The sequence below is a fragment of the Streptosporangium sp. CA-135522 genome, assembly GCF_050949235.1.
Lineage (GTDB): Bacteria > Actinomycetota > Actinomycetes > Streptosporangiales > Streptosporangiaceae > Streptosporangium.
The window spans coordinates 177782-198173 of sequence record NZ_CP192026.1; the positions used below are offsets into that span (position 1 = coordinate 177782).

At 66.5% G+C, this 20392-nt stretch carries 21 protein-coding genes and 1 tRNA gene; 11 read left to right on the forward strand and 11 right to left on the reverse strand.

What is annotated here, in order from left to right; genetic code table 11:
* Positions 1–221 precede the first annotated feature (221 nt).
* Positions 222–977 (reverse strand): tyrosine-type recombinase/integrase, encoded by a 756-nt coding sequence (locus ACQPYK_RS00925; protein WP_433248660.1) that lies wholly within the window; start codon positions 975–977, stop codon positions 222–224.
* 1009 nt (positions 978–1986) lie between these two features.
* Between ACQPYK_RS00925 and ACQPYK_RS00930 the strand changes: the two genes are divergently transcribed.
* Positions 1987–2997, forward strand: a complete 1011-nt coding sequence (locus tag ACQPYK_RS00930; protein WP_433248663.1) for a hypothetical protein — start codon at positions 1987–1989, stop codon at positions 2995–2997.
* Between the two features lie 694 nt (positions 2998–3691).
* On the opposite strand, the gene ACQPYK_RS00935 is transcribed toward ACQPYK_RS00930, so the two are convergent.
* The 5 genes from ACQPYK_RS00935 to ACQPYK_RS00955 form a co-directional block, all read right to left on the reverse strand.
* Positions 3692–4237: a dihydrofolate reductase family protein gene (locus ACQPYK_RS00935; RefSeq protein ID WP_433248666.1), complete on the reverse strand. Its 546-nt coding sequence runs from the start codon at positions 4235–4237 to the stop codon at positions 3692–3694.
* A gap of 190 nt (positions 4238–4427) precedes the next feature.
* Positions 4428–5312, reverse strand: coding sequence for a helix-turn-helix domain-containing protein (locus tag ACQPYK_RS00940; RefSeq protein WP_433248669.1), 885 nt, complete (start codon positions 5310–5312; stop codon positions 4428–4430).
* Between the two features lie 218 nt (positions 5313–5530).
* Positions 5531–6955, reverse strand: coding sequence for an MFS transporter (locus ACQPYK_RS00945; RefSeq protein WP_433248672.1), 1425 nt, complete (start codon positions 6953–6955; stop codon positions 5531–5533).
* 542 nt (positions 6956–7497) lie between these two features.
* Positions 7498–7851: an ArsR/SmtB family transcription factor gene (locus ACQPYK_RS00950; RefSeq protein WP_433248675.1), complete on the reverse strand. Its 354-nt coding sequence runs from the start codon at positions 7849–7851 to the stop codon at positions 7498–7500.
* A complete protein-coding gene (locus tag ACQPYK_RS00955; RefSeq protein ID WP_433248678.1) occupies positions 7848–8294 on the reverse strand; it encodes an SRPBCC domain-containing protein in 447 nt (148 codons plus the stop codon). The genes ACQPYK_RS00950 and ACQPYK_RS00955 overlap by 4 nt, the downstream gene beginning before the upstream one ends.
* Positions 8295–8414: 120 nt before the next feature.
* Here ACQPYK_RS00955 and ACQPYK_RS00960 point away from each other — a divergent pair, with 120 nt between their 5' ends.
* Both ACQPYK_RS00960 and ACQPYK_RS00965 read left to right on the forward strand, forming a co-directional pair.
* Positions 8415–9152, forward strand: a complete 738-nt coding sequence (locus ACQPYK_RS00960) for a DUF6461 domain-containing protein (protein WP_433248680.1) — start codon at positions 8415–8417, stop codon at positions 9150–9152.
* A gap of 138 nt (positions 9153–9290) precedes the next feature.
* On the forward strand, positions 9291–9791 hold the full coding sequence (locus ACQPYK_RS00965) for a GNAT family N-acetyltransferase (RefSeq protein WP_433248683.1): 501 nt from the start codon (positions 9291–9293) through the stop codon (positions 9789–9791).
* A 142-nt stretch (positions 9792–9933) separates the two neighbouring features.
* Here the strand turns inward: ACQPYK_RS00965 and ACQPYK_RS00970 are convergent, their stop codons facing one another.
* Together ACQPYK_RS00970 and ACQPYK_RS00975 are read right to left on the reverse strand one after the other, a co-directional pair.
* Positions 9934–10347, reverse strand: a complete 414-nt coding sequence (locus tag ACQPYK_RS00970; RefSeq protein ID WP_433248686.1) for a hypothetical protein — start codon at positions 10345–10347, stop codon at positions 9934–9936.
* Positions 10348–11260: 913 nt separating this feature from the next.
* Entirely contained in the window at positions 11261–12445 is a 1185-nt protein-coding gene (locus ACQPYK_RS00975; protein WP_433248689.1) for an esterase-like activity of phytase family protein, read from the reverse strand.
* 241 nt (positions 12446–12686) lie between these two features.
* On the opposite strand from ACQPYK_RS00975, the gene ACQPYK_RS00980 reads away from it, so the two are divergent.
* Genes ACQPYK_RS00980 through ACQPYK_RS00990 form a run of 3 tightly spaced genes read left to right on the forward strand, consistent with a single transcriptional unit; the run spans position 12687 to position 15068 of the window.
* Positions 12687–13163 (forward strand): SigE family RNA polymerase sigma factor, encoded by a 477-nt coding sequence (locus ACQPYK_RS00980; RefSeq protein ID WP_433248692.1) that lies wholly within the window; start codon positions 12687–12689, stop codon positions 13161–13163.
* The gene (locus tag ACQPYK_RS00985; RefSeq protein WP_433248695.1) at positions 13163–14596 is read left to right on the forward strand and encodes a hypothetical protein; all 1434 of its coding nucleotides are present in this window, start codon (positions 13163–13165) and stop codon (positions 14594–14596) included. The genes ACQPYK_RS00980 and ACQPYK_RS00985 overlap by 1 nt, the downstream gene beginning before the upstream one ends.
* A 10-nt stretch (positions 14597–14606) precedes the next feature.
* Complete coding sequence (locus tag ACQPYK_RS00990; RefSeq protein ID WP_433248698.1) at positions 14607–15068, forward strand: MaoC family dehydratase; 462 nt, start codon at positions 14607–14609, stop codon at positions 15066–15068.
* A gap of 25 nt (positions 15069–15093) precedes the next feature.
* Here ACQPYK_RS00990 and ACQPYK_RS00995 read toward each other — a convergent pair whose 3' ends face one another.
* A complete protein-coding gene (locus ACQPYK_RS00995; protein ID WP_433248701.1) occupies positions 15094–15729 on the reverse strand; it encodes a response regulator in 636 nt (211 codons plus the stop codon).
* Positions 15726–16853 carry a sensor histidine kinase gene (locus tag ACQPYK_RS01000; protein WP_433248704.1) on the reverse strand — a complete coding sequence of 376 codons (1128 nt, stop codon included), beginning with the start codon at positions 16851–16853 and terminating at the stop codon, positions 15726–15728. Before ACQPYK_RS01000 ends, ACQPYK_RS00995 begins: the two co-directional genes overlap by 4 nt.
* 132 nt (positions 16854–16985) lie before the next feature.
* On the opposite strand from ACQPYK_RS01000, the gene ACQPYK_RS01005 reads away from it, so the two are divergent.
* Both ACQPYK_RS01005 and ACQPYK_RS01010 read left to right on the forward strand, forming a co-directional pair.
* Complete coding sequence (locus ACQPYK_RS01005) at positions 16986–17534, forward strand: hypothetical protein (protein WP_433248707.1); 549 nt, start codon at positions 16986–16988, stop codon at positions 17532–17534.
* Positions 17535–17838: 304 nt separating this feature from the next.
* Positions 17839–17911, forward strand: a tRNA-Arg gene (locus tag ACQPYK_RS01010).
* A gap of 43 nt (positions 17912–17954) precedes the next feature.
* Here ACQPYK_RS01010 and ACQPYK_RS01015 read toward each other — a convergent pair.
* Positions 17955–18161 carry a hypothetical protein gene (locus ACQPYK_RS01015; RefSeq protein ID WP_433248710.1) on the reverse strand — a complete coding sequence of 69 codons (207 nt, stop codon included), beginning with the start codon at positions 18159–18161 and terminating at the stop codon, positions 17955–17957.
* Positions 18162–18256: 95 nt separating this feature from the next.
* Between ACQPYK_RS01015 and ACQPYK_RS01020 the strand changes: the two genes are divergently transcribed.
* The 3 genes from ACQPYK_RS01020 to ACQPYK_RS01030 all read left to right on the forward strand — a co-directional run bounded on the left by ACQPYK_RS01020 (position 18257) and on the right by ACQPYK_RS01030 (position 20381).
* Positions 18257–18760: a SigE family RNA polymerase sigma factor gene (locus ACQPYK_RS01020; protein WP_433248713.1), complete on the forward strand. Its 504-nt coding sequence runs from the start codon at positions 18257–18259 to the stop codon at positions 18758–18760.
* Positions 18747–20099 (forward strand): hypothetical protein, encoded by a 1353-nt coding sequence (locus ACQPYK_RS01025; protein ID WP_433248716.1) that lies wholly within the window; start codon positions 18747–18749, stop codon positions 20097–20099. Before ACQPYK_RS01020 ends, ACQPYK_RS01025 begins: the two co-directional genes overlap by 14 nt.
* 72 nt (positions 20100–20171) lie before the next feature.
* Complete coding sequence (locus ACQPYK_RS01030; RefSeq protein WP_433258663.1) at positions 20172–20381, forward strand: tyrosine-type recombinase/integrase; 210 nt, start codon at positions 20172–20174, stop codon at positions 20379–20381.
* Positions 20382–20392: the final 11 nt, after the last annotated feature.

A 20392-nucleotide genomic window follows, 5' to 3' on the forward strand; every position in this document is an offset into this window, starting at 1 on the left:
CGCCGTACGGTCCCGTTCCAGGTGGACCATCGAGCTCTGTTGGTCCAGGTGGAACTGATCGGGACGGGCAGGATCAGAGCTGCTAATGCGGTTTGGGTTCATCGCCCATCCGGAGTTCAAATCCCCAATCCTCCGCAGGTCAGAGGCCCTCTCCCAGAACCTTGGGAGAGGGCCTTTTTTGACCTTCAAGGGCGTCATGGTCGCAATCCTCGTTGCGACGCTCAGGGTTTTCCCCAGAGTGCCGAGGCCGGCCGCTCCCTGACGTCGCGCATAAGAGGTGTGGACACGTGGGTGTACCTCTCCGTCGTGGTCACCCTCGTGTGACCGAGGACCTCCTGAACGACGCGGATGTTCACCCCCTGCTCGATGAGGAGCGTCGCGGCCGTGTGGCGAGCGTCATGCACCCGGACGTCTCGCACACCGGCCTGCTTGAGAATCGTTTTCCACACCTTCCAGTCCTCGGTGCGCTCGATCGGGCCGCCGTGCCGGGTGGCGAACACGAGGTCGTGATCCTCCCAGCGATCCCCCACCTTGAGGCGGTTCGCGGCCTGGAGCTTGCGGTGAGCCTTGAGCAGCGCGAGGAGTTCGGGCGGGCATTGAAGGGTGAGCTTGCTCTTGCCCTTGCGCTGCCGGAAGACGACGCCCCCACCCATACGTTTCGGGCACTTGTCGGCGTGGCTCGTACAGTCCTTGAGGCAGGTCCTCTTGAAGCAGGTGTGCCCCTGCTTCTTGCAGTCCTCCTTGCAGCCGGGGCTATGCCCGTGATCCCTGCACTTCTTCTTGCAGGGCCAGCGATGCCACCTCTCACCGCACTTATGAGGATCGGCGCAGCCGTGCCGCCACTCCGTGCGCTGGATCTGGAACCACGTCCTGATCACTCCGGTCTCCAAGTCGACGTACTGCCAGCGGAGCCCAAGCGCCTCGCCCTGACGGATGCCGAAGGCCAGGACCACCGACCAGCGCGTCCCGTTCCGCATGTTAAAGATGCGAAGGCCTTCACCCGACAGGAAGTCGTCACCCCGCGACGCGGCGGCATGGGCACGGGGGTGAACCATGCCGCCGCGCCGCGTTCAGAGGCGTGGTCACGGTGTTCCGCCTGATGGCCGGAAGGTCATGTGCGTCCATCAGACCGCCACCTCGCCGAGACCTGAGCACTCGAAGCACCTCACCCGGACCGGCTTCACGACCTGGCCGTCGATGCAGAACTCCACGTCCGCGCGGCTCCTTCGAATCCATCGCCGGCCACGACCGCAGCAGGCCTCACCGCCCTCATTCGTCGGCTCACCCTCGGCAATCATGGGTCAAGGGTGTTCACCTGGGCTTGCTCAACCCATCCCGAGCCGGAATCCTCCGGCTGAATAGGCGATATCCCTTGGCGGGATAATCCGCAGCGGCAAGCGTTGGATATCCGATATCCAGGGTGCCATAAGGGGATAAGTCATATGAGGGCAGAATCGACTGGATCAGTCGTTGTCCTGCCGGAACCATGGCAACGCCCTGAAACGCAGGCGACCCTCCAAAACCGGAATATCGGTCAAATCTTCCGATTGATTCGCCGATGTGTCGGTTTCAGTCAGACCTGTGTCGGCGTCGCGGTGAATCTCGGCCAGGGCAAGGTCAGCTCACGGCCATAAGGCGGTGGCGCCCTCCGTGATTTCAGCTTCATTCTGGCGCGGAGCGCGACAGAAGGCGCGAATCATCTTGTATCAGTCATGGCGGCCACCGATGCCAGCGTTCCAGGGGACAGTGGGGACAAAAGGGAGGCAAATTTACTTTCGATGTCGAGCAATAGCGCCTCCGTGATGCGGATAGGTGGGCCGCCGGCGGGCACTCGACCGTAGACGGCGGGTACCGCGACCGTAGTAAAAGCCGTATTTGCGACGAGTCGCGACGATACAGAAAGAGGCCTTAATGGTAGCGCAAATGGGGCGAAAGAAGTCCGTACGAGATGAGTCTCTGTCCGCTGGAACCCTGTACCACACCTCGATGAACGATTCGGGGGCCTGGGAGGTGTGGACCCCGAACTTCAATGACGCTCCCAAGATGACCTCGGTGTTCGCGGTCAATGGAGTCTCCGGCAACACCGAGCTGTTCGGCATCGGAGCCGACCAAACCCTGTACCAGACCGCCATGAACAAATCGGGGTACTGGGGCGAGTGGACCCCGAATTTCAATGACGCTCCCAAGATGACCTCGGTGTTCGCGATCTATGGCGTCTCCGGAAACACCGAGCTGTTCGGCATCGGAGTCGACCGAAACCTGTACCACACCTATATGGATGATTCGGGGTCGTGGTATGAGTGGACCCCTAAATTCCTCGGCGGGTGCCAAATGGCCTCGGTGTTCGCGATGAACGCCAACACCGGCAACACCGAGCTGTTCGGCATCGGGACCGACAACACCCTGTACCACACTTTCTTGGAGCCTTCGGGGCGCTGGAACCCGTGGGACCCGTACTTCAATAGCGCCCCTCCGATGACCTCGGTGTTCGCGGTGATCTCCATCGCCGGCGGCATACAGACACTCGGCTCCGAGGTGTTGGGCATCGGGACCGATGGAACCTTGTACGGCTGCGATGGCAGTGATGAGGAGGGGTACTGGAGCGAATGGACCCCGAACTTCAACGGCGCTGCCAAGATGGCCTCGGTGTTCGCGATGGACGCCGACGTCGCCGGCAACAGCGTGGTGTTCGGCATCGGGACCGACAACACTCTGTACCGCACCTCCTATTTGGGGGGCACGGACTGGGACACGTGGGAACCGAACTTCGATGGCGCCCCCAAGACGGCCTCGGTGTTCGCGGTCAATGGCGTCGCCGGCAACACCGAACTGTTCGGCATCGGGACCGACGACACCCTGTACCACAACTGGATGAACAATTCGGGAGGCTGGAACACGTGGCACCCGAACTTCAATGGTGCCCCCAAGATGACCTCGGTGTTCGCGGTCAATGGCGTCTCCGGCAACACCGAACTGTTCGGCATCGGGACGACCTGATCGCCGTGACGGACCGGCGGCCCCAAAGGCGCGATTTGCTCTGCATACTCCATGAAATCTGCATGCTCCATGAAAAGGGTCGAGCACCCTCCTTGGCGGAGCGTCCCTCGTGAGCTGGCTCCCAGCAAAAAACAGCCTTCGGCGGGGACCTCGGACTCCGGGATGATCGCAAAGACAACCGTCGATCAGTGACGGAGGGGAGCCTGATCATCCCGCCCGCCATCGACTCGGAACAAGCCGAGCGGGCAGGCCCACGGATACCAGATCGTTCGTCCATTGGGGCGCTCCATCTGGTACCCGTGGGCCCCGTCCCGCTTCCCCTGCGGGCGGGTCGACGGCAGACGGGATGAGCAGACGGGCGAGGTGTGCGCGTCCGCGCAGGTGATGAGCCGATCCGGGTTGCAGTTCGGGTAGATGTGCTGACGTCGTGCCATTCGTGTACCAGTACGGCCGGGGAGGGGAACAAGGGGGAACCATGGGGCCCACGGAGAAAATCGCACACACCCTGACCTGGAGCGCAGCAGTTCAGCGGGGTGCATGCCGAAGTCTTCCAAACCGGCGACGAGGCGTCAGGCCCTGACTGCTCTCGCGGCCTGGTTCGTGAAACGCCAGACTTGCCCATGCGTATCGACGGAAGACCCGCCGCGGTCCAGGTCTGGTCGGGCATGGCGCTCGGACCGGGTACGGTCATCGGTCAGCCGGCGTCCGGAACATAGGTCAGGTTGAGCACGCCGGTCTTGAATGTTTCGGACTTGACCAGCTTCAGCGGGTGGGTCGGAGTGTCCTCGAACAGCCGCCGGCCATGGCCGACGGCGATCGGGTGGACGAGCAGGTTCAGCTCGTCCAGCAGGCCGTTGGCCAGAAGCCACCGCACGGTCGTCGCGGAGCCGGACATCTGGATGTCACCGTCGGTCTGCTTCTTGAGCTCGCGCAGCCTGGCCGCGACGTCACCGGAGATGACGATGGTGTTGTTCCAGTCCGCCTTCGCCAGGGTGTTCGACACGACATACTTGCGGACGTTGTTGAGGGACATGGCGGCGTCTTGGTCGTTGTCTGTCGTCGGCCAGTACGCGGACCACTCCTCATACAGCTTGCGACCCATCAGGAACGCCGCCGCGCTCTGCATGCCCGCCTCGACCATGGCGCCCATCTCGTCGTTCCAGTACGGGAAGTGCCACTGATCCGGTGACTCGATCACGCCATCCACGGAGATGAAGAAGTTCGAGATGATCTTAGGCATTGCTCTGCTCCTTTGTCGCTGAGGTTGCTAGGAATGGTCCACAGCCACGAGGTGAGCAAGTTGACGACGATCTCGCGCACGAGGACGACCTTCCCGTTGCCGGGCCGGCGCTCTCCGTCGTGTTCCAGGGCGGTGCCTGGCTCGAGCCGGGCCCGATGGCTGCGACTGGAGGTTAGGTGAGAGCAAGCGCTCAGGTCTTGTACAGAAGCGACAGCGGCTCCGATGGATTCCGATCGCTCAACTGCGTGGCGGTCCGCCCGATATAACGGGTCAGTGACCGTGCCAGGTGTGGTTGGTCGAAGTATCCGAGCCGGTGGATCACGTCGTGGATTGGCACGCCCTCCTGGATCAGGACAGCAGCTTGCCGGGCACGATCAATCTGCCGGATGGCGCCGCGGGTGAGTCCGGTCGCCGCCACGAAGCGCCGCTGGACGGTGCGTTCGGACACTTCCGGCGCCGCGCCACCAAGCACCGCGGCCACGATCGGGTCACAGACCACAACACCCTCACGCACCATCCGCCGTACGAACACCTCGGCATTGCCGTAGTCGGGAAGGCGCCAGGCGGAGCCCTTCAGCCAGAACGATCTGCGCGTGGCATCGGGAATCTCTGCAGAACCGCCGACGAGCCTGTTGATCGGAAGGTGCGGCATCGACGTGCCGAGGGAGAAGCTGATCCCGAAGAACGTGGCGTCTTCGGGAACGGGAGCCGGACTCGCCTTCAACTCCGGCCCCTGAACAGCCACATTGACCTGACCGCGGTGCTCCCAGAAGACCAGGTCCCAATGCGCTGTCGCAATCGATGTCATCCGGTCGACGTCATCGCTGCTGCTCCGCCACACCCGCTCGATGTACGGCGAATCAGACGATCGACTTTCGACCTCCAAGCCCATCCGCGTCATTCCCCCCATCGCTCCATCGAGCTTATTGGCGTCCTGTTGCGGGATATACACGGGATGATCTTCTGCGCCCAGTGACATCAGGCACGCGAAGGCACATCGTTCTTCTCCCGTGATCGCGAGTTCCTCGCAATTCCCAAGCTGACAGCTCTGTCGCGCCGCTCGTTGCGCGATCATCCGGCGGTGAGCCGGCCGGCACCGGCTCTTCGTCCGCGAGCTGTGTCCCGCCGAGACGACCCGCTGGTCGAGCGACCGCATCGCCCGACGCGGCCGGTGTGCGGCGCGTTGCCGAGTCCGGCGCCGGGGTGCCGAGCAGCGGGTGAGTGCCGGGGTGCCGAGCAGCGGGTGAGTGCCGGGGTGCCGGCTCACGCTTCCGCCGCGCGGCCACAGCCGGCTCAGCCCGAAGACGCGGCCAGTTCCTCGTCGGCTTCCTTCGACACCGGTACGGCTGCCCCTGCCGTGCGGCGCTCGCCGCGCGGACGCAGCCCGAACCAGATGAAGACCACGCTGACGAGCGTCACGGCCACATCCACGCTCAGTGCGAAGCGGATGCCGGTCAGCTCCACGCTCTGCGTCGCGGCGACCGAGCTCAGGATCGGGATGCCGACGGTGATGGCCACCTGCTGGGTCATCGAGGTCAGGCCCGTGGCCAGGCCCTGCTCCTCGTTCGCCAGACCCGAGGTCCCGGTCACCGTGTAGGCCACGATGGAGGTTACGTGTCCGAAGAACCCGATGAACAGCGCGGGGAGCAGGACCGCGAGCGCCATCCGGTCGGCGCCGAGGAACACCAGTGGGAGGGTCGCCAGCCCCTGTACGGCCAGGCCCACGGTCAGGACCTTGCGGCTGCCGAAGCGCCCGATGGAGCGTCCGGCGATCACCCCGGCGGCCACGGCCGCCAGGCCCGGGACACCGAAGATCAGGCCGGTGATCAGAGGGGAGAAGCCCAGGACATTCTGGAGGTAGAGCGTTATCAGGAAGATCATGGCAGTCTCCATGGTGAAGACCACGAACCCCGCGTAGTTACCCCACTTCACCGTGGGCCGCTTGAGGATGCGCACCGGGGCGAGCGGCGCGGGCGAGCGCAGCTCGATCATCCAGAACGCGGCCAGCAGCAGCACGCCGACGACGGCCGAGGGGATGTTCTTCTCGATGACCGCGTAGATCACGGCCAGCAGGCCGCCGGTCCCGGTCACCGCTCCGGGCAGATCCAGCTTCACCCGGTCGGGCACGCTGCTCTCCTTGATCAGGGAGGGGGTGACCAGCAGGATGACCACGGCGACCGGGACGTTGATGAAGAACGCGGCTCGCCAGCTCAGCAGGCTGACGAGGGCGCCGCCGACCAGCGCGCCGACGGTGAAACCGCCGGAGAGCAGCGCGCCGTTGAGGCCGAGAACGCGGTCGCGTATCGCGCCTTCCGTGAAAGTGCTGGTGAGCAGTGACAACGACGCGGGGGTCGCCATCGCGGTGGCGAAGCCCTGCAGCACGCGGGCGGTCAGGAGCATCTCAGGGGTGGTTGCGAAGCCGCCGAGCAACGACGCCCCGGTCAGCAGGACCACACCGGACAGGAACAGCCTGCGGCGGCCGAACAGGTCCGCCATCCGGCCGAACAGAAGGGTGAAGCCGGCTGCGGGCAGCGCGTACGCAGAGGTGACCCAGGGGAGCCCGGCCAACCCCAGCCCGACGCCCGCGCCGACATTCGGCAGCGCGACGTTCAGGATCGAGAAGTCGACGGACAACATGAACCCGGCACCGAGCAGGACGAGCAGGATCAACCGCTGCCTGCCGCTGATATGTGGAGGCGCGGTTGTGTCGGTGGTCATGAGACGGTTGCCTTCCTCAAGAACCCGGTATCGAAGAACCCGGTATCGTCAACGATCAGTAGGCCGTCCGGCTGGTCGAGCCGCTCGGCAACGTATTCCTGCAGGTCATCGCGGATCTCGTTCGGATCCCATGCACACCGGGACAGCAGTCGCCGCAGCTTGTGCGGCGTGGCATGGCCGGCGTGCCCGGAGATCTACCGGCTGTTCTTCCCGCCGGACGGGCCGAGTTTTCCGCCGGCTGTTCTTCTGCCGGACGGGCCGAGTTTCCTGTCGGCGGGCCGAGCGGCCCGCGCATGGTCTCGCATCCGCCGCCGCGGGTGGATGCATCCGAACCGCGCACCCACCCGCGGCGGCGGCGACTCCAGTTCCCTGGCTCGCGGCCCCGCTTCGGCATCTGTTCTCATGCCGGGCTCAACGGATCCCGATCGGGTGAGTCACGAACCCGTGCCCTGACGGGCCGTCAGCCCATTACGTTCAAAACAGCTTCCCTGATCAGGGAAAAGCGTCCTGAACAGGGAAAATGGAAAACTGCGACGGGGGCGCTAGTGCGAATCCCGATCCGCCGCCTCAGCGACGCGCTTGATGTTCGCCAGTCGCCTATCCCAGTCGGTCGCGAGCGCGGCCATCCACCGCGCCGTCGCGTCCAGTGCCGCGGGCCGTACCGCGTATCGCACCTCGCGTCCGACCCGCCTGCCGGAGACCAGCCCGGCGGTGTCCAAGACGGTGAGGTGCTTGACCACCGCCTGCCGCGAGACGGGAAGTCGTTCGGCGAGCGTCGTCGCGGTGGCCTCGCCCTGTGCGGCGAGCAGATCAAGCAGCCGGCGTCGCGTCGGGTCGGCCAGCGCGACGAGGACGCTGTCGACCGCCTCGACGGCGCCGCGACGTTCGTCCGTCACACGGGTGACTGTTCGGCGCGCGCCTTGAACGCGTCGAGCACCTGGGACCAGCCACCGGTGTTGTCCTTCACCGCCTGGCGGCGCAGCTCTTCGGACCCGGCCAGTGTCGCGAACCCGCTCTCGACGACGCGGAGCCGCGTCTTGTCGCCCTCGGGAGTCAACGTGAACTCCACGAGAGTGCTGTTGTCCTCGCGCAGCTCTTCTCCGGGGAACGCGCTGGCCCAGCGGTACGCCACGTACGTCGGCGGCTCGACCTTCTCCACGCGCACCGGGAAGTCACCGTACTCGGCGTTTTTCGCCACCATCGACTCGCCTTCTTCGGCTACGGTGCCGGACAGGCCCGCATTGTCGGCCACCCAGAACCCGGGTTCGATCACCAGTGACCAGACCCGCTCCAGAGACGCCGCGATCAGGGTTTCGCGTTCGATTCGTTCCTCGCTCATGAGGAGACTCCTTCATCGTCACCATCGGATGCAACTCTAGAGTTGCATATTGACTCTCTATGCGCAACCCAAGGGTTGCGCTCCGATCGGACGTCGTCTCCTCCGACCGCATGTCTTCAAATGAGCGCCGAACCGGCGGTGACTTCCCACGTGCCCCTCAACGTACGGCGAGAGCCGTACGGTGTGATCCGGATCGGAATGGGGGCGGTCGTGAGCGGTGCGGTGGCGGCGGACTACGCCTGGCTTGAGGAGGAGTCCACCGACGGCGGCGGTGAGATCGGCCTATGTCTCACCTTCGTTCGCGCGTTACCTCCCGATGAGGTCTTTCGCAGGATCGGAGCGGTCCCGGGAGGCGCCGGCGAGTCCGTCGTCGCGGCCTATGCCGCTCGGGGCGGGACCGTCCTTGAGTACGGCTGGGCGGGGATGCTCCATCACGAACTGGGCTCACTGGCCACCGGTACGGCGGTGGCCACGGTGTTCTTCGATATCAAGCATGACGACTTCACCTATGTCGTCGACGGCCGGTGGATCAGCTCATTCAGCCCGTACGCCTACTCCCTCCGGGAAGGCGTTGTTCCCGATCCGCTCCTGGCCGATGTGCGCGAGTTGGGCTCGATCGCGATGAGTTCACCGACGAGCCCGTCACCAGTGCTCTCACCCTGGCCGAACGTGCTACCGGGGTGCACCTGTCTCGCGTTGACCATGTCAGGCCGTCACTGGTCGGTTCGTTCGATTCGCGGTTTCCGTAGAGGTTCCTTATGGACGACGACGTGTCCGGATGGACGACGAATGGACGACGACGTGTCCGGATGGACGACGACGTGTCCGGGACGGCATCGCGAGACCGGCGAGCAGTAGAAGCTCCCTTACCGGAGTAATTTCCCTTCTCTAAATTCATATCGCTTTATATTCATGACTCGCTCACATCATCGCTGATGGAGCGAGATATGAGAGCGAACCGGATGACGAAGAGGATGAACGAAGAGGATGATGGTGATGAACTGGCTTGACCCGGCTGGTATTGAAACCGGGCGTCTGCACCTTCGTGAGTTCACCGGGCGGGATCTGCCCGCGTTGGAGCGCACCTGGTCGGACCCGGAGATTCGCCGGCACCTGGGTGGCCCCGTCGACGCCCAGACCTTGGAGGTTCGACGGGCGGAGCCGGCCGGGCGAGGCACGTTCGTCGTGACACTGGCCGACGACGGCACCGTCGTCGGTTTCTGCTACCTGGGGCGGCACCATACCGGCGGCATCGAGCTGTCCTACGACTTCCTTCCCGAGCACTGGGGACACGGGTACGCCCACGAAGCGTGTGGTCCCGTGCTGGAGTGGGGATTCGCCAACGTTCCGGACACCGGACGGATCGTCGCGGTGACCCAGGAGGTCAACACCAGGTCCAGGCGGCTGCTGGACCGGTTGGGCATGGTCGAGGTGGACCGGTTCATCGAATATGGGGAGCCACAGGTCATGTACGAGATCCGCAAGGATCGGCGCTGACTCCGACCTTCGGCGTTCCACCGACACATGAGTCACCGGTCACCCGTGTCAAACGCGGTGCCCGGTCGAGACTCGGCGGATGCCGTGCTCGGCCGATCGCGAGCACGGCGTCCGCGGCTGTCGCGTCAACTCCCGGTAAGACTCAGTTCGGCGGGGTCAGATTGACGAAGGCGGTGCAGTTCCCCGGCCACGCCGGGTTCCCCGGTGTCCCCGGAGTGGGCTGGACGGTGCATCTCGTGTGCGCGATCTCGCCGATCGCGCTCCGCACCGTGATGTGGATGTCGTTGCCCATGCTCGCCATGGACATGGCGATCACGCCGCCGGGATAGTTCGCCAGCGGTGAGATGTCGACCCAGCGGGGGGTCGTCCGCAGGTCCCGGATCAACGTCGCCCCGTCACCCCTGACGGCTCCGATGAACGTCAGACTGCCCTGGAACGCCGTGGCGATGCTCGCGCTGGAGCCTTGCGGACCTCGCGGTCCCGGCGCTCCCTGCAGTCCCTGCGGACCTTGGGGGCCCTGCGAGACTTGGGGGCTCGTCGGGGTCTGCGGGCTCAATGGGGTCTGCGGGCTCGTCGGGGTCTGCGGGGTCCGGGGGCCGCGCGGGCATTTGGCCGGCCTGGGATACCTGTTCTTACAGCCCGTCCCCGCGCGAGTCACCGCTTTTTCGGAAATAATACTGAAATGGTCGATCAGCACGGTTACGTCGCCATGGGAGATCGAACGTGGCCGGGCGGCATCGGATTTCCCTGCGGCGGCGTTGACGGGGGTCTGGTGCGATCCCGCCAGAAACGCGCTGATAACTGTCGTCGCGACGATCCAGGCCTGGACCCGCTTGCCGGGCCGCAGGTCCGGAACCCTCCTGTTGCCGTTAGAAGTCATTTCATTCCATATCGTTGATGACGCCGACTGTTCGGGCTCACGAGAAACCGCCGTGGCGGTGACAGTCGGGAGATACCCAGTGATCGGTTCGGCGGCACATCGATACGGTTAACGAAGATTAAATGGGTGTAGCAGTGACGGGAAAGTGCGGGGGTCATTCCATTTCGACGCCTTGCTTTCCCGGTCGAATTACATCTTCGGTCATAATCGTCGAATTAAACGGAATTAATTTGCGATGAGGGTGCTTGGTGGGGATTCGGTGGGTAGCGGACACCGGTCCGGCGGCCGAGGCGGCGTCGCCCAGCTCGTAGGAGGCCACCAGAGTCCGCTCACCGATCTCCTTGGCCAGGGTCTCGAGTCGAATCCTGGGATCCGCCCAGACCCGGCGCCCACGGCCGAGGGGCCCTCCCAAAGAGCCGAGGACCCTTCCGCAGAACGGAGGAGGCCCCACAGAACGGAAGGGAGAGCCCCCGGCCGTCACGGATGGACATGATCATGGACGGACGGACATGGTCACAGGCGGATGGACGTGGTCACGGACGGACGTGGTTCCGAACGAATGGACGTGGTCACGGACGGACGGACATGGTCACAGATAGACGCGGGGGTCGGCCAGGAGCGGGCGCGACAGCCGTACGGTGATGAACTCGTTGTCGTCGGGCCGGCCCGGCGTGCGGCCGGAGGAGAAGGGGAAGTTGTTGTCGTCCAGCAGGCCCAGGGTCCGATCGTCGAGGATCACGATGTCCTCGATGGTCTGGAACGGGAAGCGGAAGGTCTCCCCCAACCCGCCCAGACCGCGCGGGTTGGCCAGGTCGAGCAGGTCGGCGACCAGGGTCTTGCGCAGCTCCCGGTCCCGGGTGTCGATCAGGTAGACACGCTTGGTCCTGGCCGCGTCCCCCTGCAGGTTGTCGCGCTCGATGACCAGGAACCGGTGCCGGTCGATCGCGGTCATGTCACCGATCGAGTTGTCGGGGCTGTCGAGCCGGTAGGTCCAGCGCTTGCCGGTGTAGGCCCGCTTACGCAGGTCGAACTCGTGCATCCGCAGCGCCCCGGCCGGGTCGCCGGTCACGGTGCCCTCCAGCAGCGGGTACAGCGTGCGGCCGTCGACCGAGCGGGCCATGCCCTCGAAGCCCTTGCTCCGCCCCAGGTTGGGCTGGCCGTCGCCGAGGAACGGGTTCTCCGGGGCCTGCACGCCGGGCAGCGCGACGGGGGTCTCCAGCAGCTCGCCGGAGGCCGAGAAGTGCAACAGGAACGGGCCGAACTCGTCACCGATCCAGTAGGTTCCGTCGAAGGCGCGCACGATCGACTCCACGTCGAAGTCCGCGCCGGTCAACCTCCGGTCGGACCGGACCAGCGGCCAGGTCACGTGGCCGTCGGGGTCGCTCAGGTCGAACCCGCCCAGCACCTCGACCGTGCTCCGCCGGAAGTCGGGCCTGATCCGGTGCACCCGCAGCAGGAAGTCGGAGCTGTTGGCCTTGGCGCCGTAGCCGTTGTCGGACAGCACGTCGAAGGTGCCGTCGTGTCGTCGCACGACGCCGCTGAAGCCCTGCACCGGCTGCCCGCCGAACGGCGGGGTCACCCCGTTGATCGGGGCCGTGCCCAGCTGGCCCCCCGACGGCTTGCTGCCGGGCACGAACGTCTGGGCGGGCAGGGAGGCGAACCCGGTCAGCGTGGCGCGCTCGAAGCCGGGCTGCCAGGGGTCGGCCACCGCGGGCGAGGCCATCGCCAGTGCCAGTACGGCCGCGCCGAAGGTGATCGTCATGCGTCGTCTCATGGCGGCACGCTAGGCAATTCACGTGAACGGCCGGTGTTGCGCCGCGGGCCGTACGGAGACGCGGGCCGTACGGAGAAGAGCCGCGGAGGCGCGGGGAGAGGGCCCGCAGGAGGATGAGCGGAGAGAAAGCCCAGGAAGATCGCGGGGAGAACCCGTGGAGAGCTCGGGCGACAAGGCATGTCGGCGGCCGGGGCGAGAAAGGCGATGCAACAGAACGGACGCCTCGCACGTCCCTGGAGTCGTGGAGTTCACCGATTTCGTCGCCGCGCGGGGAAGCGCGCTCTACCGGTACGGCTACGTCCTCACCGGTAACGCCGAAGACGCGGCCGACCTGACCCAGGAGGCGCTGATGCGCCTGGGAGACGCGTGGCCCAGGATCCGGAAAAGAGATGACCCGGAAGGGTACGTCCGTACGACCATGGCGCGCCTGCACATCAGTCTCTGGCGACGGCTGCGCAGGGAACGGCTGGTCGAGGCGGTCCCCGAGGCGATCTACACCGATGATCGCCTCGACGGCGACGTCGGCCTGTGGAAAGAGCTGGAGGGCCTGCCGCCCAAACAGCGGGCCGTGCTGGTTCTGCGCTACTACGAGGACCTATCGGACCGGGAGATCGCCGAACTCCTCGGCATCTCCCGCGGGACGGTGCGCAGCCAGGCGGCCCGCGCGCTGGACAAGCTCAGAATCCGGGTGGCCGCTTTAGAGACGGGGCGAGTGTGATGGACGACAGGAACGAGGCGGAACTGATCCGTACGCTGGCCGGCGCGGCCGACGCCGCGCCGGAGCCTGCGGGCGATCTCCTCACGATGATCCACCGGCGGCGTGGCCGGCGCACGCGCAGACGGGTGCAGTCGGCGCTCGCGGTCGCCGGCGTGATCGCGGTGATCGGCGGCGGTACGGCGGTGGCCAGGGGAGCCTTCTCCAGCGGGGGCGGAGAAGGACGAATCCTCACCGACGCCACGGTCGCTGCCACGGCGTCCGCCGGGCCGGCTGATGCCGCGAAGTCCCGCAAGGGCGCGATACGGCCCGCGGCCGAGGTGTGGCCCGCGGCGGTGACCAAGATCTCGGCCAAGGCCGCGGACGGCTGGAAATACCGGCCGGTGACCGGGCTGAGCGCCACCGAGCTGCTGCTGGCCGCCGAATCCTCCTTCGAGAAGGCCGGACGGCTGGAGGCCTACGACACCACGGCCGGCAAGAGCACCGTGCTCGCCGACATGCCCACCCCGGATGGGGTCAAAGGCTACTTCGTGCAGGACATCGAGGTGGGAGCCGAGTACATCGCGTGGTGGGGTGAGACTCCCAACAACTCCGACGCGTGGGCCGACTTCTGGGCGGCGCCGCGCGCCGGCGGTACGGCGAAGCAGGTCGGACAGGTCACCGGCGACCTCTCCAAGGTGGAGCGGATCGGCGTCACCGCGGACTCCGTCGTCTGGTCGGTGGCCGGCGGGGGGATCTACCGCATGCCTCTGACCGGCGGGTCTCCGGAGAAGATCGAAGGAACCGACGGGCTTCACCTGCTGTCCTGGCCCTGGGCGGCCGACGTCGCCCAGGGAGGAGAGGGCCAGGACTGGGAGAAGAACCAGACCAAGGCGGTCAACCTGGAGACGGGGCAGACGGTCGAGGTGAACGTTCCGGACGGGGTCCGGGGTCTCCGTTGTGGCCCGGTCTGGTGTTTCGGGAAGGAGAAGGGCCAGGACATAACCGTGGTGCAGCGGGTGGACGGTTCGGACCGCAAGACCCTGCCGCCGGGCCTGAGCTACATGGGCGGGGAGCAGCGCATCCTCGCCCGCGGGTTCGGGCTCCTCAGTGTTTCGGAGGTCGTGGGCCGGGACGCGGCGGGCGAGGACGTGCAGGTGCCCTTGGCGGCGGTGTACGACCCGACCACCGGCACGATGGCCGGAATCGGCAAACGTGACCGGTCAGGTGGGGGAGGTTACGGAATCGGCACCTCCTCCTCACCCACCTCGATCCTCTACTGGGACGAGGGGCAGAGGCAGGTGGGGGAGTGCGAGACGGTCGACGCCGGCGCGGTTCCCCGGCCGTCTGGAGAACCCGTTCCCACAGGGAAGATCAAGTCGTGCACGGGGGTCTCGAAGGGCGGAGGTAAGGAGTTGACGGTCGTGAACCTTCTCGCCGTCCCCTCGACCGAATAAAGTTCCATGTATGAGGATCTTCAACGATGTCAGGCAGCTCAGGGCGGCCGCCGGCGAGCATCTCGGCCACACCGAATGGCGGCAGGTCACCCAGGAGCAGGTCGACCTGTTCGCCGACGCGACCGACGACCACCAGTGGATCCACGTGGACGTCGACAAGGCCAAGGAGGGCCCGTTCGGGGGGACCATCGCCCACGGCTACCTGAGCCTGTCGCTGCTGCCGTCGTTCATGACGGAGCTGGTGCGGGTGGACGGTCTTGCCATGGGGATCAACTACGGGCTCAACAAGGTACGTTTTCCCGCGCCTGTCCCGGTCGGCGCGCGGATCCGGGCCGGGGCCGAGCTGGTCGACGTGAAGGGAACCCCCTCGGGCTACCTGTCGAACATGCGCCTGACCGTCGAGGTGGAGGGACAGAAGAAACCGGCCTGTGTCGCGGAGACCCTCTCGCTCTACGTTCCAGCGGAGTCCTGAGATCAGGTCGCCGTGGAGCCGAGCCCTACGTCTCCGACGACAGCTCCTGAGCAAGGATCGCGGCCTGGACGCGGCTGCGAAGGCCCAGCTTGTTCAGCAACCTGCTGACATGGGTCTTCGTGGTCGCCTCCGCCATGTCGAGCTCGGCGGAGATCTCGGCGTTCGACAGACCGCGCCCGATGCACGCCAGCACCTCGCGCTCGCGCGGGGTCAGGCCGTCGATCGCATGCGGCCTGCGCTCCGGGACGGACGCCCCGAAAGCCGAGATCAATCGCCGGGTGACCGACGGCGAGATGATCCCGTCCCCCCGGGCCACCACCCGCAGCGCGTCCACCAACGCCGCGGCGTCGGTGTTCTTGAGCAGGAATCCGGCTGCCCCGGCCCGCAACGCCCCGAAGATGTACTCGTCGATGTCGAACGTGGTCAGGACCAGGACGTCGGCGATCCCGCTCAGCTCGCGCGTCGCGGAGATCCCGTCCAACCTCGGCATCCGGATGTCCATCAACACCACATCGGGTCGCAGCTCAAGAGCCATGGCGACAGCCTGATGCCCGTCCGTCGCCTGACCGACGACCTCGATGTCCCCCTGGCCTTCGAGGATGAGGACGATCCCGGCGCGGACCGCGGCGTGATCGTCGGCGACGAGGACTCGGATGGTCATGAGATCTCCCCGGTGGGCAGTTCGGCGCGGACACGCCAGCCGTCGTCGTGCGGCCCGGCATCGAAGACACCGTCGACGAGGGCGGTCCGCTCCCGCATGCCGATGATCCCGGCCCCGGCGCCGGGCAGCCCCAGCCCAGGGGCGTCGATCGGGTTGTCCACGGTCAGCGTGACCAGCCCGGGCCGGTAGCCGATCACCAGGTCGGCGACCTTGCCGCCGTGCTTGAGCGCGTTGGTCAGCGACTCCTGGACGATCCGGTATCCGGCGAGATCCACCGAGGCTGGCAGCTCGCGGGCGTCACCGTCCACGCGGAGCCGTACCTCAAGTCCCGCCTCCCGGGCCCGCTCGGCGAGCTCTCCCGCCTCGGCCACTCGCCGGCGGGTGGCCTCGGCCTCCTCGCCGTCCTGCCGCAGCAGCCCGATCATGGCACGCATCTCGGCCATGCCCTGGACACTGTTCTCCCGGATGGATTCCAGCACGTCCCGTACGGTCTGCGCGTTCAGATCTCTGCGGGACAGCACGGCCGTGGACTGGATGGCGATCGCGCTGAAGTGATTGGCGATCATGTCGTGCAGTTCCCTGGCCATCCGGGCCCGCTCGGAGTCGACCGCCGCCCGCCGGTCCAGCTCCGCCAGCCGCGCGACCTGCTCGGCCCTGGACCGTTCGAGCTCGGCCCGGTCCAGGGATTGCTTGATGATCATCGCCGTGAGGACCGGGGTGATCCCGACCAGACCGAGCTGGACGACGACCGCCGACAGGACACCCAGGTCGCGTAGGACGAACCCGGCGGCCACCCCGCCGACGACGGCGAAGACCGAGGTGATGCCGAGCATCCACCTGCCCAGCCGGGCCGGGCCGTACCGGACGGCTGCGTAGAGGTTGTCGGTGAAGATCAGAATCGTGCCCATGGACGGGCCCAGGAGGCCGTCCCCGACGGCGGCGACGACGCCCAGCGCGAGGGAGGCCATCGGCGAGCTCCGCCGTACCGCGACACCCAGACAGGTGACCAGCAGCGGCCCGACGAGCAGGTAGGCGGGGATCGCCCGGTGCACGTAGCCGTGCGTGGCCAGCAGGACGAGACCGCCGGCGAAACACGCCACCGCCCACAGCACGTCCCGTCTCATGCCCTCCATCCCACCATCCTGGAAGGAACGGCGGCTCCGGCCATGGGCCGGTTCACCGTACACACAAGGTTGTAGGCCGGTTCATCAGCGGTGACGATGCGCCACCGGGCACCGGGCGGTGATCCTCGAACCATGATTCTGGCGATTATCATCGGCTGCGAGATCGGGTTCTGGGTCCTTCTCGGACTCGGTCTCGCCTTGCGTTACCTGTGGGGCATGCGACGGCTCAGCACGGCTCTGCTGATCTCGGTGCCGCTGCTCGACGTGGTCCTGCTGGTCGCCTCCGTCATCGACATGCGCGGGGGAGCTCAGGCGGACTGGCGTCACGGCCTGGCCGCCGCCTACATCGCCTACTCGATCGTCTTCGGCCACCGGACCATCAAATGGGCCGACGCCATGTTCGCCCACCGCTTCGCCGGCGGCCCCCGGCCCGGCAAGCCTCCGGCGGGCGGCATGGCCAGGGCACGCCACGAATGGGGCATCTGGCTCCGGATCGTCCTCGCGTACGGCATCGCCTGCGCTCTGCTGTTCGGCCTGATCCGGTTCGTCGACGATCCCTCCCGCACCACTGCCCTGACCGCCTTCATGGGCAGCCTGCTCAAGATCCCCCTGATCGCCGCGATCTGGCCGGTGAGCTACACCCTGTTCCCGAAGAAGGCGGTGAAGCCGCGGACGATGTGAGGCTTCCTCTGCGGGCGGGTCCTAGACGGCGGGTTCCGTCCCAGACGGCGGGTTCCAGGGGGTTCCGTCCCAGACGGCGGGTTCCAGGGGGGCAGACGGCGGGTTCTAGGGGGACGGGTTTCAGGCGGAGGGACCCAGGGGACGGGTTCCAGACGGGCGAGGTCACCAGCAAAGTGCATGATGTTCCGGCGGGAGCCACCCGGTCCAGCACCGGAAAATCCAAGATCGGACAGCCCGTCGGAGGCGGATCGGTTAAGTGGTTCGAGGCATGGCTCAAGACCCGCTATGATTACTTACGCAGCGAGCGGCCGTAGCTCAATGGATAGAGCATCTGACTACGGATCAGAAGGTTAGGGGTTCGAGTCCTCTCGGCCGCGCAGCAGGTCAAAGGCCCTTCGGGATCATCCCGGAGGGCCTTTGTCATGTCCGTACAGCAGCGAAATACAACAGCAACCGCCTCTCACAGACGTTCTTGCGGAAACCGAGCAGCCGCTTTGCGGCGGGGCGCTCGCCGGCCGCCAGGGCGACGCACTGGGGCCGCCGTTGCTCGGCGAGGTCGCCCGTCTCCACCGGGTCGGTGGCTTCTGCTCGCTCGCCGTCCGGTCCCGGTGCATGCCGGGTCCCCATCACGTGTTCTCCCTCCTGCGGCTGGGGTTGGGAAACCAAGGCAACCTTCGCGGCGTGCTGTGCGTGTATGGGGTCATGATTTCGAAGGGCGCTCAGTGACGCCGTATACGGACGGGTTCACGGAGTTCGTGGCCACCCGCAGTACAAGCCTGTTGCGCACGGCGTACCTGACCTGCGGTTCGCTTGGGGAAGCCGAAGATTTGCTGCAGACCGCGCTGGAGCGGGCGTGTCTGCATTGGGACAGGCTGTGCCGTGGCGGCGACCCCGAGCCCTACATCCGGCGGATCATCGTCAATCTGGCGATCAGCCGGGCGCGGCGTCTGGCAATCGTGCGATTGATTCCGACGCACACCCCTCCCGAATTGCTCGCCGCGCGGGAGGACATCGAGTTACGGCATGTCGTCATGGACGCGTTACGGGCGTTGCCGCCCCGTCAGCGGGCTGTGGTGGTGCTCAGGTTCTGGGATGACATGACTGAGGTCCAGACCGCGAAGATGCTCGGCTGCTCCGTCGGCACAGTTAAGAGCCAGACGTCCAAGGCGCTGAAACGCCTGCGGGCGCTGCTGGGTGAGGAGGTGGCGAACAGTGCGCGGTATTGAGGAACGACTACGCCAGGGAATGATCGACGCGACCCGGCCAGTGCTGGGGGCGCCGGAGCTGGCCGTACGGGTGACGGCCCGAGTGGCGCTGCGCAGAAGGCGGCGCAGACTGGCGGCGAGTGCCGCCGCGGCCGCCGCCGCCGTTCTGGTGGCGATCGGTGTCGTGTCGCCGTACATCGTCACCCGGCCTGACCCGGTCGCCGCCTCCCCGGAACTGGATGGCGTGCGGATCGGCTACATCCCGGAGGGGCTGGGTGCCCCGCAACGCCTGCGGGCGCAGGAGAAAGACGTCAAAGGAGAGATCCGGCTGCGCGGTGAGGCGCTGAGATGGCAGGCCGGCAGCGATTTCGTCCAGGTTTCGGCCTACCGCACGGACGGCGGCATGCGCGACGCGATGGACATCATGGCCATGAATGTTGTCGACTCACCGGTCGAGCCGCGATCCATCGACGATCCGGTGTTGTCCGGCGACGGCACCAGCGCCATGTGGGTCGCTGACCACCGCCTTGTACTGAAAGTCACGGTCTCGGCGGCTCTGAAGGGAGAGCGCGACCGAATCGCCGGTGGGCTGCGAGTGGCCGGCTGGAGTCCCGCCTTCGCTGGACTCCGCGTCACGTACATGCCGGCCGGCATGTGGGTCTCGGGAACGATCGGCGCGAATCTCGACGCGCTGACCCGGCTCTGGCAAGGTGAGTCCGGCCAGCGCGTCTCCATCGAGGTCGTATACGGCCGGGCCGTGGCGACACTGGAGAAGTTGCGTGCCGCCGGACCGCCGCAGGAGGTTCTGACCGATGTGCGTCCGGCCTCGGTACACGGCCAGCCGGCCTACGCGGGAGCCACCGGACAGGCAGGCCGGGTGTTGCTGTGGCTGGTCAAGCCGGGAATCGGCGTGCGGGTCCGGGGGGACCACCTGCCGGAGGGGGACCTGGTACGGATCGCCGAGGGCATCCAGTCGCCTCCCGAAGGCCAGGGCGAGTCCGTCGACGGCATCGCGATCTCCCTCGTTGGTCCAGATCTGCGGCCGGGTCCTGTGGAGACCGCCATGACAGCACGCTGGCGTTCCACCACCCGGCGATGGATCGGCTCGGACGGCGAAGACACTGTCACTGTCTCCATCCAGCGTGGCGCGGCGGTTCCGAGCGCCACCTGGTGGAGCAGCGTGTCCAGAGGTGAGCCGAAGCCGGCAACCATCGCCGGCGTGCACGGGAACCTGCTCGACATGGGGGCCTCCACACCCAGCCGGAAGTTCACCTGGACTCCAGAGTCCGGCCTGGCCATCGTGGTCACTGCCCCCGCAGATGATCTACGGCGAATCGTGAGAGGTATCGCGGCGCCATGACGCTGGAACCCGTGCCAGCTCCAAAGACGCGCCCGCCCGCCGGACCGCTCAAAGGCCCTGGATCGGGGTCAGATCGAGGCGCTGCTGACCCGCCAGAGCCTGCCCCTGCGGGAACGAGCCCTGTTTCGGCTGCTGTATGAGTCGGCGGCCCGGGCGGAGGAGGCTTCGGCCCTCGATGTCGACGACCTCGACGTGCGCAACCAGCGCGCCAAGGTATGGCGCAAGGGCGGCGCGGTCGACGTCATCGTCTGGCGCACCCCCACCGCCCGGCGTCAGAGGTGATCCACGCGATG